This is a genomic window from Shimia sp. (genome assembly GCF_022448905.1).
Taxonomy (GTDB): domain Bacteria; phylum Pseudomonadota; class Alphaproteobacteria; order Rhodobacterales; family Rhodobacteraceae; genus Shimia.
This window is the reverse complement of the sequence record NZ_JAKVCW010000004.1, coordinates 1-12679: the sequence shown is the minus strand read 5'-3', so window position 1 is coordinate 12679 and position 12679 is coordinate 1. Positions and strand designations below refer to the sequence as shown.

Sequence of the window (12679 nt, the reverse complement as noted above, 5' to 3'; positions counted from 1 at the left end):
CTTGAAGCGGATTTGAACATTGCTGCGCATTGCCAGTTACAATCTGCAAAAATGCGTCGGCGTTGACCTGCAACGCCGCCCTGCGCGCAGCATGGTGGTGATCCGTGCTTTGAAGGCCGATGTGGTGGTATTGCAGGAAGCCGACAAACGTCTCCCGCCAAGACCAGCCGCCCTTCCACACGACTTGGTTAAGAAGAAAGGCTTTCAACACATAGACTTCGGGCAACCAATAGGCTCGCTTGGGTTCCACGGGAACGCCATGCTGGTGCGCCCGAATGTTGAGGTTTTGGAAACGTCTGGTCTAGATCTTCCAGGGCTGGAGCCGCGCGGCGCAATCCGCGCCGATCTACGCACGTCCATCGGCGACATCCGGATCATCGGTGTGCATCTTGGCCTGATCCGGCGCTACCGACTTATGCAACTTGGCGCGGTGGCGCGGGCTGTGCGTCGGTTGCCGGACATGCCCACCCTCATAGCGGGCGACTTCAACGAATGGGGCTCCAAGGCTGCGCTGGACGCCGTGACCCCGGGTTTTGACTTCCTGTCGACCGGCCACACTTTTCCCGCCCCACGGCCAATCGCCGGTTTGGATGGCTTTGCGCACACCAAAGGCATTGATGTGCAAGCCCACGGCGTACTGAGCCGTATCCCGGCACATGTTGCCTCCGACCACCTGCCAATTTGGCTCGAATTAAACCGCAGCGCATGATCCACGCTGCTTCCTTTTGGAAAGGCCGCTTTCGCCATGACGCAGTATTTTGTCTATGACGTTTTCACGAATTCCCCCTTTGGCGGCAATCAGTTGGCGGTCATTCCCGATGCGACAACCATCGCAGAAGAGTCCCTGCAGAAAATTGCGCGCGAGTTCAATTTCTCTGAGACAACCTTTGTATACCCGCCCAATGACCCCGCACACACCGCCAAAGTGCGCATCTTCACCCCAACCATGGAAATCCCTTTTGCCGGGCATCCACTAATCGGTACCGCTTGCGCATTGGCGCAGGAAGGCGCGCCAAACAACATGGTGTTAGAGCTCGGCGTGGGTCCGCTAGCCTGCACATCAGACGGCCAAAGCGCGTCCTTTCAGGCCACACAACCGCTCGAGATATTGTGTGAGCCTGACCCGGCCTTGGTCGCCGAGGCTTTAAGCATCGAAACCGGCGATCTGCAGTTTCAAGTGCATCCCCCGGTGATGGCTTCCTTAGGACTGGCGTTCACGATCACCGAGGTCAAAAACCGGGACATTCTGGCCAAGACATCGCCAGATATCGCAGCTATTCGGAAAGGCAACGCACGCTATCCATCCGGCTTGGACTTTGCGCAATTTGTCTACGCCCGCGATGGCAACACCTTGTACGCGCGTATGTTTGCACCGCTGGACAACATCCCCGAAGACCCCGCCACCGGCAGCGCTTGCGCCGCGACCGCCGCGCTTCTGTCCAGAATAGAAGGTCGCGACCTGGAACTAACCATCCGTCAAGGCGTCGAAATGCGCCGGCCCAGCGAAATTTCGGTTTCCGTCAATGCAAGCGGTGTCACCGTATCTGGGCAAGCGCGGCGGACAATGGAAGGCAAACTGCTTCTCGACTGAGCATCGGTCTTTCTTGTCGCGGCTGTGCAAAAGCAGTGGAAACCTAAGACAGCTTTGGATAGACAGGAAAGCCAAATCAAGAACCACAAGTCAGGTCACAGGTGCGGCATGGGCGACTCCATTATTGAACGGTGCGAATCCAAAGGGTTGCGGATGACGGAGCAACGCCGAACCATCGCCACTGTTTTGCAGGAAAGCACCGACCACCCTGACGTGGAAGAGCTCTATGCCCGCGCCTCAGCTCGCGATTCTGGCATCTCCCTCGCAACTGTCTACCGGACCGTCAAACTCTTCGAAGAAGCCGGAATTCTGGACAAGCTGGAGTTTGGCGATGGCCGCGCTCGTTATGAGGATGCGGAGCGCGAGCACCACGACCACCTGATCGATATCTCCTCTGGTGAAGTCATTGAATTTGTCGATCCAGAGATTGAAGCGCTGCAAGAAAAAATCGCCGAAAAACTGGGGTTTCAGCTCAAGGGCCATCGGCTTGAGCTCTACGGCGTTCCGCTCAAGAAATAGAGCTTTAGTCAAAGTCCTCCAAACAACCTCACCGCCTTAAAGCCATTTGCGACGAAAAGTGTCGCGTTTGAGCATGCTGTGCACCTGATGCCCCCGATTTCATAGACGTCAGGGAACACAGGAGGCATCCATGACCACGACGACGACCCGCGTAGCAGTGATCGGAGGCGGCGTCGTTGGCTGCTCTGTTCTGTACCACCTAACCAAACTTGGCTGGTCCGACGTCATGTTGATCGAACGTTCAGAGCTCACATCCGGCTCAACCTGGCATGCAGCCGGCGGATTTCACACGCTCAATGGCGACACCAATATGGCGGCGCTGCAAGGGTACACAATCAATCTTTACCGCGAGCTGGAAGAGCTCACCGGCATGTCCTGCGGATTGCACCACGTGGGCGGAGTGACCCTAGCGGACAATCAGGATCGCTTTGACATGTTGCTCGCAGAGCGGGCCAAACATCGATTTATGGGGCTCGATACCGAGATTCTCACACCGGATGAAATCAAACAATTTGCCCCAGCCACGAACACCGATGGCATCATCGGCGCGCTGTATGATCCGCTGGACGGTCATCTTGATCCGTCCGGAACAACGCACGCCTATGCCAAAGCCGCGCGATTGGGCGGAGCGACAATCAAAACCCACACGAAAGTCACCGCAACGACCCAACGTCCGGACGGCACCTGGGACGTTGTCACCGACAAAGGCACGATCCACGCCGAGCATGTCGTCAACGCAGCGGGTCTATGGGCACGGGAGGTCGGCGCGATGGCGGGAGTTTACTTCCCTCTTCATCCAATGGAGCACCAATATATCGTCACTGAGGATGTGCCGCTGATTGTCGAGATGATGCAGGACGGCAAAGAGCATCCGCATGTGATGGATCCAGCCGGTGAGAGCTACTTCCGCCAAGAAGGCCGCGGGCTGTGCATTGGCTTTTATGAGCAACCCTGTCGCCCGTGGGGTGTAGACGGCACACCTTGGGATTTTGGCCATGAGCTGCTGCCCGATGACTTCGACAAAATCGAAGCCTCCATTGAGTTTGCCTACAAACGCTTCCCGGCCCTTGCCACCGCTGGCGTGAAATCCGTGATCCACGGCCCTTTCACTTTTGCTCCTGACGGCAATCCGCTGGTTGGACCAGTACCAGGCATGCGGAACTATTGGTCCGCATGCGCCGTGATGGCCGGCTTCTCTCAGGGCGGTGGCGTTGGCCTGATGCTCGCGCAGTGGATGGTAGAAGGCGAAACCGAGCGCGACACATTCGCCATGGATTGCGCCCGTTTTGGTGACTGGATCACGCCCGGCTACACCCGTCCCAAAGTCATCGAAAACTACCAAACCCGCTTCTCTGTCTCTTACCCTAACGAGGAACTGCCTGCCGCCCGCCCATTCCGGCAAACGCCAATGTATGATATCTTTGACAAAATGGGCGCGGTCTGGGGGCAACAATTTGGGCTCGAAGTGGTCAACTACTTCGCACAAGATGACGAACCCCGCTATGAAACCCCCTCCTTCCGCCGGTCCAACGCCTTTGATGCAACAGCGCGAGAAGTGGCGGCTGTGCGTAACGCCGTTGGCATCAACGAGGTGCACAACTTCGGGAAATACATGGTCACCGGCCCCAACGCCCGTGCCTGGCTCAACCGCATCATGGCAGGACGTATCCCCAAACAAGGCCGCTTGAGCCTCACGCCAATGTTGTCGCACAAAGGCAAGTTGGTCGGTGACTTCACCGTCTCTTGTCTGTCTGAAACCGCGTTCCAACTCACCGCATCTTACGGCGCGCAGGCCTATCACATGCGCTGGTTTGAACAGAATGAAATGGACGGCGTGCTGGTCAAAAACGTCTCTGACCGACTGACAGGCTTCCAGCTCGCCGGACCCAAAGCCCGTGAAATTCTACAAACCTGTACAAGAGACGACATTTCCGACATGGCGTTTATGGACGTACGTCCACTGACGGTCGGCATGGTTGATTGCCTCGTGCAGCGCGTGAGCTATACCGGTGACCTTGGTTTCGAAATATTCTGCGATCCCATGGCGCAACGCGCGCTGTGGCAGACGCTTTGGGAAGCGGGTGAGCCCCTTGGCATGCGCCCCTTTGGCATGCGGGCGATGATGTCATTGCGGCTGGAAAAATTCTTCGGGTCCTGGCTGTCTGAGTATTCTCCGGATTACACAGCCGCCGAAACCGGCCTCGATCGGTTTATCGCATTTAAAAAGCAGGAAGACTTCATTGGCCGCGCAGCCGCTGAACATGACAAAGAGGTGGGGCCAGATCGCAAACTCTGCGCCTTTGAGGTAGACGCTGATGATGCGGACGTGCAGGCCTATGAGCCAATTTGGCTTGACGGCGAGGTGGTCGGGTTCTGCACCTCGGGCGGCTATGCCCACAACGCTAAGAAATCTGTCGCCATTGGATTTGTCCCTACAGAACGAATATCAGACGACCTTGAAGTTGAAATTGAAATTCTCGGCAAAATGCGCCCTGCCCGCCTGTTGTCCAAACCGCTCTTTGACGGGGATGGAGCGCGCATGAAGGGCTAGCCTTTCAACAAGGCCTACGCCAAAGTCCCTATATGACGAGACATCATTCAACTGAAAGCAACATAGCCATTTTGCTTTTGGCGGCAGGCGCGTCCTCTCGCATGCGCGGAGGTGACAAGCTTCTCGAAGAAGTGGACGGCAAACCTTTGCTGCGCAAACTTGCGGGCCATGCTTGCGCAGTATGTGATTTTGTTCTGGTGTGCCTGCGGGAAGGCGACGAAGCGAGGTATTCTGCTCTTTCGGGGCTGGATTGCCAAACAGTCACCGTGCCTGACGCAGCTGAAGGCATGGCCCATTCACTGCGTGCCGGCATTGCACAACTTCCAGCACAGGCCAGCGGAGTGATGGTGGTTCCTGCAGATATGCCGGAACTCACTGAGCAAGACTTGCGCTCGATGATCTCGGCTCACGAGGCGCAAGCAGACAAAATTTTGCGCGCCACTTCCATCGATAACCAACCGGGCCACCCGGTTGTTTTTCCCAAAAAGCTGTTTGGAGAATTGCGCGCCCTATCTGGCGACGTTGGTGCGCGGTCGGTTCTAAAATCCCACGCAGACGGAGTACATTTTATTCCTCTTCCAGAACGCCATGCGTTAACTGACTTGGACACACCCGAAGCATGGCAGACATGGCGACAGTCTTTCCAAAAATAAGGACCGCGGAAGCGGTCTGTATTTTCTTTAAAAGTCAAAGTGGTGCGCAGCCAAATCGCCAAGCGTTACATCTTCCAGCGAAATTTCATGGCTACCGCTGACAGAAATCACCACGTCCGACCCCACTTGAGTGGCGTGATTGTTGACTACATCAGAGAAACTCGTCAGCGCATCAACAGACGCAAAGCTCAATACATCCTCGGCGAGGTCAAAATCGCTCACAATATCCTGGCCAAAATCATTGTGGAACAGGAACAGATCGCTGCCATCCCCACCGGTCATGACGTCGTCACCGGCATCACCGCGCAGAGTGTCGTTGCCTCCTCCACCGATCAAAGTATCGTCACCGGCAGCTCCACGCAGATAGTTTGCTTGCGCGTCACCGGTCAAGTGATCCGCTGCATGATCGGACCCCAACAGGTCTTCAATGCTGATGTATGTGTCTGCAGAACTGTTTTCACCAGTCTCAAGGTTCACGGTGACGCCAGATAAATGCCCCCAGTACGCAGCCATGTCTCGACCGTTACCACCATCAAAAACGTCTCGACCTGAATCGTCTCGCAAATAGTCGTCTCCGTTCCCGCCGAGCAATGTATCGTTCCCGCTGTCGCCGTAAAGGCGGTCATCGTTGTCACCACCGCTTAGGACATCATTATTGCTTCCGCCAAACAGGCTATCTGCGCCAAGTCCGCCCTCAAGAACATCGCTTCCTTGGTCTCCGCTAAGTGTGTCACCGCCGTAGCCACCGATCAAAGTGTCATTTCCAAACGCGCCCCGAATGTAGTTGGCTTGAGAATCGCCGGTCAGGTGATCTGCCGCTTTGTTTGACCCTAAGAGATCTTCAATGCTGATGTACGTATCACCACTGCTGTTTACGCCTGTTTCAAGGTTCACGGTAACGCCAGTGGCATGGCCCCAATACGCGGCCGTATCTCGTCCGGCTCCGCCGTCAAAGACATCTCGACCGGATTCGTCGCGCAGGTAATCGTTTCCATCCCCTCCGATTAGGGTGTCGTTACCTGTGTCCCCATAAAGACGATCCTCTCCATCGTCACCGATTAGGCTATCGTTCCCGGAACCGCCAAGGAGGCTATCTGCCCCGGTGCCGCCGATCAGGATATCCGCCCCATTGTCACCACGTAGACTGTCATCTCCGCCCTCTCCAGCCAAGGTGTCATCACCAGAGGCACCACGGAGGTAGTTGTCACCGGAGTTTCCGGTCAGACGGTCGTCAGCATTGTTGGACCCGAGCAGGTCTTCAATGCTGATATAGGTATCGCCGCTGCTGCTGTATCCCGTTGAAAGGTTGACCGATACGCCGGAACCATGCCCCCAATAAGAAGCCATGTCGCGCCCAGATCCGCCGTCAAAAAGGTCCCGCCCGGACTCGTCGCGCAGATAGTCGTCATCGTCGCCACCTAAAAGTGTGTCGTCCCCCGTACCACCATACAGTCGATCTTTTCCTTCACGTCCTACTAAGGAATCATCACCGTCATATCCGAAGAGCGTGTCGTCACCATTTGCTCCATCCAGTGTGTTCCCACGGGCGTTTCCATAAAACGTGTCATCCGCAAAATTGGATCCAAGAAGATGTTCAATACTCTCATAGCTATCGCCACCAGTGTTATACCCTGTGGTCAGGTTCACGGTCATACCCTGAGAATGCCCCCAATAGGACACTGTATCTTCGCCATCCCCACCTAGGAAAACATCACTGCCCGCGTCATCACGCAGATAATCGTCGCCATCTCCCCCTTTAAGGGTGTCATTGCCAGCGTAACCATACAACCGGTCATCTTCACCGGCGCCGTACAGCAAATTGTCCGCATCATCGCCGAACAACGTGTCATTGGCGATATTTGAACCGTACAGATTCTCAATGCTGTTATAAGTGTCTGCGCTGGAATTGTTGCCAGACTTTAGGCTCACTGAGACACCTTTTGTGTGCCCCCAATAGGAAACCGTATCTATCCCGTTGCCACCAAAGAAGTCATCTCTTCCGGCGTCGTCGCGAAGATAATCGTCGCCGTCACCGCCCACAAGTTTGTCATCTCCGGTGCCTCCGTACAGGCGGTCGTGGCCGGATTTACCTTCCAAGCGGTCATTTCCTGCATCACCATAAACAGAGTCGTGCCCGGTGCCGCCGACAAGGATATCCATACCGTCGTAGCCACGCAGGAAATCATCGCCTCCGCTGCCATTGAACTCATCTACGCCGTAACCGCCGCGCATCACTTCTGACGAGCCGTCACCGGATTGCACGTTGGAATGCTCCAGCGTGATTTCAATCACCTCATAGGGGTTCAATCGAAAACTTATGTTGCTCGCACTACTACCAAGCTGCGACTGACTGAGAAGTGTCAGCGAGCCGGCAACGTCTGTTTCCGTCGCAAAGTAAAAATCATCTAACGATGTTGGATTGCCAACGCCAGGCCGAACATAAATGTCCTCCGGTTTGGGCAAATAGGTCTTCCAGCTACCGGAGCTTTCCTTGATCAAGCTGTCATCATAGGCATCGCCTAGAACCTCGATCAGATCTGCCCGCTCAGCACTATCAATGGTCCGCTTTCCAACCCGCTGTACCAGATTGCCATGCTCGTCATAAGCCGCATTGTCGCTAAATCCGTCCGACGAACTCGCATCCATGCCGACCACCCGGCCACTCCAGGCCTCTGCGTCGCCGACCAGCTCGGTCAAATCCAGAGAAAAACTCTTGTTAAAGGTCTCGGTGTGTGAGGTGACATACACAACGCTTGTGTAGCCATTTGAATAGGCGTTGACCTCCAGCTTTGTCTCGTCAAAGCCATCAGTAGATAGGGCGTACATGGCGCCCTCGTCCGGGTTTAAGCTCTCCGACATCAGCTGCAACATCACGCCAGCAGGTGTCAATTCTACCGGATTGTCATCCGCATTGCCGCCAGCAATCGATGTGGACGTATTGTGACGCACGGTCCAGAAGTCCGCACCATCTACACCCATCTCAACCATGTTCTGAAACTGCTCGACCACTACACCGGCCGCCTTAAGGCCCAACCAATGCCAGTGCCCGGTTTCGACATTCCACTCTGTCATCTGAATGCTCAAATCCTGGGGCAACATGGCTTCCCAAGTTGAAAACCGCAAATCCAGGTATTTGTTTTCTGAACGCGTCAGAGACTCGCTCTGATCGTAGCCCTCGAGTTCCTTGTCGAAGTAATAATGCGCTACAATGCCATCAATGGCGGAAGTCGCGCTATTGGTCTGAAACCCATTGGCAATGTTGTGGTCCGCATCAAGCTGCTCCAGCAGCTCGAGGTTGCCTTTGACAATGCGTTTTTCATAGCCATTTAGGCTTTTGTAATATTGCTCTGCAGATTGGGAATCGCTCCAATCACTAGGCCGATGATCCTCGTCCCAATGCTCCATAGCCGCAATAGCATCAGCATCACTGATCGAGCCAAAATTGCCGCCTTTGTAATTGGACGCGCCACCGGCCACGTTGGCGGTTTGAACCCAAATTTCGGGCTGATAGCCGTCAACAGTGGCTCCACGCAGAGCGTTCGCGATGTCTTCTGCATATTCGCCGTATTTTACTTCATCGATGGTTTGCCAGAACTCATTTCCGATTTCATAGCCGACAATCAATTCAGCCTTGTCACCCATGTATTCCAGAACCAGTTCAGCCCAGTCCCGAATGTCTTGCTGATTGGTATGCGCATCCGCCAATGCAGGCACCACAAGGGTGGTGCGCGCATCATTCTCCATGACCCAATCTAAGTAGTTGCGCACATCTTCGCGGATCTGGTTGAAACCACTTTCACCACGATCCAACTCGGTAATCTGTTCGTTGGCTGCACGTCCGGCCGGATAGCGCAACCGCGTGGCTCCTACCAATTCCACAGCTTCCACATAGCGGTCATTTGGAACCCCGTTGACCTCGTTAGTGCTGGTCAGCAGGTTCACACCAAACATGTCCGGGCGCACCTCTATCGGCGCACTACTGCGATCCACAGTAATGGTAATAGGCATCTAACTATCCTCAGAAATCGTTACAAAGTCGCGGCCAGGTTTTGATCCTGCTGCGTCTGCGCACACCCTTCTGAGTGCATAGCGACCGATCTATGCGTCTTGGTCTTGATGAAGCTCGTATGTTTGAGAGACATCTACTCGTTCCCACCTATGGCCCACCCCTGAGCCGTTAAAATCCCACCCTCAGTGGTAGATCGGCAGGGCTTACGAGTCCCAAACAGGAAACGGACAATACCGGACAGCTTCATTTCAAATTGTTTGGGCTTCGATAATCTTGGCTTAAACCCCTGAAAAACAGGGGGTTCCCAGTCGGGAAATTCAAAATCGGCCGAAAAGCGATGTTAGCGGGATTTTAGGCAGTTTGGGCATGCCCAAATGTTGCCACAATGGTGCCTCCAGGCTGCCCCAACGCGCCAAATTTGCGCCTCAAAGTCCGCCGGTTTGCGCCACAATTGGCGCGCAAAAACCGAATCTCTTCGGGGGCGATCAACGTCTAATTGTTAAGAGAAGTGGCGCACCTGAGAGGATTCGAACCTCTGGCCTCTGCCTTCGGAGGGCGCTACTAGTAAGCGAATTCGCGGTAAAGCCCCTGTTTGTTCCCGTTTTCGGCTCCTATAGTTGAGACCCCAATACATGAAACAAGGGCAAAACAGGGGCCACTCCCTTTTTGTTCACGTAAGGCCAGATAGACATGAAATCACGCGGCTGGCCCTTCAAAACCGTCGAAATCCAATGCGACCACTGCGGACGCTTTGGGCGGTTTAGGAAGGAAATGTTTGTCGGGATTGTCGGGGCTGAAACAGACTTACCTACAGCCCGCCGCAAGATCGCGATAGACTGCCCTGTTTGGCGCCAGAACCTAAAACTAGCGAAGAGCCAGCCGAGCCAAACACTTAGCCTTTTAGTTTCACAGGACATACGCAAAACAAAGGGTGAATGTGTGAAACGCCAACTTGAGGCAGCACAAAGGCTGCTGCCCCGCAGTTACAGCAGCCCTGCCCGCGACTCGCGGTTTGAGATGATAAGCTCCTGGACCTTCTTGCCGCCTGACTTGGCGATCGTATAGTTCAACCGCACTTCATAGATATGGAAACCATCAAACCACTCCCGGATCTCGGGTGTGTCATTGATGGACATCACAAATGCGCCTTTGATGTCTCGGCGCTGCTCCCCCATAGCCAAAGTTGAAATCACACTTGAAAATGGCCATAGCCATCAAAACATGTGCTTGAGCCGCCGCCGAGGCTTGCATGACGCCTCATTCACAGAAAACCGAACAAAAGTGGCTCCACAGCAGCGTCTTGGCGCTGCCCAAATGGATAAAAACCGCCGGAAATCTTCGCAATAACGCCTGCAAGCACCGCGAAGCCGCCAAGCCAGCTGACGCGGCTAACGCCGAGCTTGAAAACAACGGTAAAATCCGTCAGCTTCACCCAAACACCAAAATACTTGGGAAATATCGGTTGATAAATGTGCGCCAGTGTCTGTTTGTACTAACCAATGGACAAACAGACGTTTTGAACAACTTCTATCATCGTTGTCTTCTCGTATGCCCTATGGTTTCGTTGCAGAAACATTAGGAAAACACTCATGACAGGCTTATACGTTATCTGTTCAGAACGTCCGCAAGAACATCTTTCGAAACGGCGCTACGACGGTTACCAGAAATATACTTGCGGCAATATCTTTGCCTACGCTCAAGAAGAAAACGGACGCAGCGCGCTCGGCGTTGCCGAGGGTGAAAAAATCAAGATGCTTCCACAATGGATTGAAGATGTTAGATCAATCCGCGATGATCCAAGAGCCTCATTTTTCTACTTGGTGATGAAGAACAGGGAGTCTGTTGAGCAGGCAATCGATCGAGGCTGTTCCTTACCCCTTTCCAAGAAAACGAGCACTTTGCTCGCGCCTGATCAGGAGCGTCGTTTGGTCTCGGACGCCTAATGGCGGTTGATTGGCGCATAGAGGTGTCCTCAAAAAAATAGTGTTAATCATTGCGAGAAAGTCCACAATTTTGTGGAGAAAAACGAGACACTTCATACAGTGAAAACCCCGATTATTCAGCTTTCTCGGGATCCTATCTCTCAGACAAACGGTTAAAGGATGCAGAAAATGTCATTGCCGCTGCCCAAAGGTCAATTTGATATAGGCGAGATGCCAAGATTTGGTCTTACTCAATTTGCAAATCGGTTTCCCTCTCAAGATGATGATCCTAACCTTCACATATCTGGAGATGTTGAGCACGAGGTGGCACTGAGCGAAGAGCTTGCCAACTTGCACCGAGTAGAGATTGTTGCAGATTTCCATTGCGTAACAACGTGGAGCAGTCTTGGCTTGCGATGGCAGGGAATCCTGTTCAAACACGTCTTTGAAGAACTCATTCGCCCTTTAGCGAAACCGGATGAAAACGCAACCTTTGTCATTCTCAAAGCGCGAGACGGAGCCAAGGCCAGCCTGCCGCTAAGCGATCTCTTGCAAGATAACGTCATCTTGGCTGATCGATTGAATGATCAGCCTCTGGCCGAGCAACATGGCGCTCCACTTCGCTTGGTTGCGCCAGATCACTATGGTTATAAAAATATTAAGTACATCAATCGAATTGCTTTTCATATACAAAACCCAGGGTATCGGCCTTCGGGGTTTCGGTTCATGGAGCATCCGCGTGCGCGCGTTGCCTATGAGGAAAGAGGCAACGTTCTCCCTGGGTGGTTGTTGCGCTATGCCTACAAGCCACTGATCACACCAACTATCAAATTATTTGCGAACGCAACAAAACACAGAGATCAAGACAACGGCTGACCCGCCGAGGCAATATCCTTGGCTACTCGAGGGTCGCAGCCGTTGACACAGACCTCAATGGACACGTTATGCGCATGACGGAGCCGATACCATTCGCGTGTTTGAGGCTGTTGTGTCTGGCAAATAGTTCGACCGCCTCGGTCTATCTGCCTTATAAGGTAAGCCACGCAATAACCGACGCATGACAAATCGCGGATGGCTCACCATCCGCAGTGCCGTTCCCCATAGCGGTTCTGGGCATCTATCGTTTCGGCGGTGTCGCGATCTCCTGTCACAACCACCGAAGCGACATAACGCTCGAAACGGATAGGTTCGGCAATGTCGCAGAAATCTCCAGCGGGAGATTGAGAGCATGCGCTAGTTACGAGTGAGGCGGTCAATAAGAGCGGTATCGTCTTGCGTCTCCACATCTCGATCTATCTCCTGTTTGCTTTGGATGGCATCAAGGCGGGCTTTGTTCCCCAGGGCTTCTGTTTTGCGCCTCTGATCGTTCTTCGCATCGATGCTGTCTGACGTCAGCACCTATGGGTCCAATTAGGGTGATTTGATAAGGGAGAG

At 53.9% G+C, this 12679-nt stretch carries 10 protein-coding genes; 7 read left to right on the top strand and 3 right to left on the bottom strand.

What is annotated here, in order from left to right; all coding sequences use genetic code 11:
- The first annotated feature begins 19 nt into the window (after nt 1–19).
- The 5 genes from MK208_RS05120 (at nt 20) to MK208_RS05100 (ending at nt 5314) form a co-directional block, all read left to right on the top strand.
- The gene (locus MK208_RS05120) at nt 20–709 is read left to right on the top strand and encodes an endonuclease/exonuclease/phosphatase family protein (RefSeq protein WP_294114589.1); all 690 of its coding nucleotides are present in this window, start codon (nt 20–22) and stop codon (nt 707–709) included.
- 36 nt (nt 710–745) lie between these two features.
- Nucleotides 746–1591, top strand: a complete 846-nt coding sequence (locus MK208_RS05115) for a PhzF family phenazine biosynthesis protein (protein ID WP_294114586.1) — start codon at nt 746–748, stop codon at nt 1589–1591.
- Between the two features lie 108 nt (nt 1592–1699).
- Entirely contained in the window at nt 1700–2110 is a 411-nt protein-coding gene (locus tag MK208_RS05110; protein ID WP_294114584.1) for a Fur family transcriptional regulator, read from the top strand.
- Between the two features lie 130 nt (nt 2111–2240).
- Nucleotides 2241–4661 (top strand): FAD-dependent oxidoreductase, encoded by a 2421-nt coding sequence (locus tag MK208_RS05105; RefSeq protein WP_294114583.1) that lies wholly within the window; start codon nt 2241–2243, stop codon nt 4659–4661.
- 32 nt (nt 4662–4693) lie between these two features.
- Nucleotides 4694–5314: a nucleotidyltransferase family protein gene (locus MK208_RS05100; RefSeq protein WP_294114582.1), complete on the top strand. Its 621-nt coding sequence runs from the start codon at nt 4694–4696 to the stop codon at nt 5312–5314.
- 27 nt (nt 5315–5341) lie between these two features.
- Here MK208_RS05100 and MK208_RS05095 read toward each other — a convergent pair whose 3' ends face one another.
- The 3 genes from MK208_RS05095 to MK208_RS05085 form a co-directional block, all read right to left on the bottom strand.
- Nucleotides 5342–9322 carry a calcium-binding protein gene (locus tag MK208_RS05095; protein WP_294114580.1) on the bottom strand — a complete coding sequence of 1327 codons (3981 nt, stop codon included), beginning with the start codon at nt 9320–9322 and terminating at the stop codon, nt 5342–5344.
- A gap of 984 nt (nt 9323–10306) precedes the next feature.
- Nucleotides 10307–10498, bottom strand: a complete 192-nt coding sequence (locus MK208_RS05090) for a hypothetical protein (protein WP_294114578.1) — start codon at nt 10496–10498, stop codon at nt 10307–10309.
- Nucleotides 10499–10584: 86 nt separating this feature from the next.
- Complete coding sequence (locus MK208_RS05085; RefSeq protein ID WP_294114576.1) at nt 10585–10755, bottom strand: hypothetical protein; 171 nt, start codon at nt 10753–10755, stop codon at nt 10585–10587.
- Between the two features lie 157 nt (nt 10756–10912).
- On the opposite strand from MK208_RS05085, the gene MK208_RS05080 reads away from it, so the two are divergent.
- Both MK208_RS05080 and MK208_RS05075 read left to right on the top strand, forming a co-directional pair.
- Nucleotides 10913–11266, top strand: coding sequence for a hypothetical protein (locus tag MK208_RS05080; protein WP_294114574.1), 354 nt, complete (start codon nt 10913–10915; stop codon nt 11264–11266).
- A gap of 168 nt (nt 11267–11434) precedes the next feature.
- A complete protein-coding gene (locus MK208_RS05075) occupies nt 11435–12121 on the top strand; it encodes a molybdopterin-dependent oxidoreductase (RefSeq protein WP_294114572.1) in 687 nt (228 codons plus the stop codon).
- The last annotated feature ends 558 nt before the right edge of the window (nt 12122–12679 follow it).

Excerpts from the sequence above, each read along its gene's own strand:
- MK208_RS05100 (WP_294114582.1), top strand. The coding sequence starts at position 4,694 with ATGACGAGACATCATTCAACTGAAAGCAACATAGCCATTTTGCTTTTG.
- MK208_RS05105 (WP_294114583.1), top strand. The coding sequence starts at position 2,241 with ATGACCACGACGACGACCCGCGTAGCAGTGATCGGAGGCGGCGTCGTT.
- MK208_RS05115 (WP_294114586.1), top strand. The coding sequence starts at position 746 with ATGACGCAGTATTTTGTCTATGACGTTTTCACGAATTCCCCCTTTGGC.
- MK208_RS05080 (WP_294114574.1), top strand. The coding sequence starts at position 10,913 with ATGACAGGCTTATACGTTATCTGTTCAGAACGTCCGCAAGAACATCTT.
- MK208_RS05075 (WP_294114572.1), top strand. The coding sequence starts at position 11,435 with ATGTCATTGCCGCTGCCCAAAGGTCAATTTGATATAGGCGAGATGCCA.
- MK208_RS05090 (WP_294114578.1), bottom strand. The coding sequence starts at position 10,498 with ATGGGGGAGCAGCGCCGAGACATCAAAGGCGCATTTGTGATGTCCATC.
- MK208_RS05110 (WP_294114584.1), top strand. The coding sequence starts at position 1,700 with ATGGGCGACTCCATTATTGAACGGTGCGAATCCAAAGGGTTGCGGATG.
- MK208_RS05095 (WP_294114580.1), bottom strand. The coding sequence starts at position 9,322 with ATGCCTATTACCATTACTGTGGATCGCAGTAGTGCGCCGATAGAGGTG.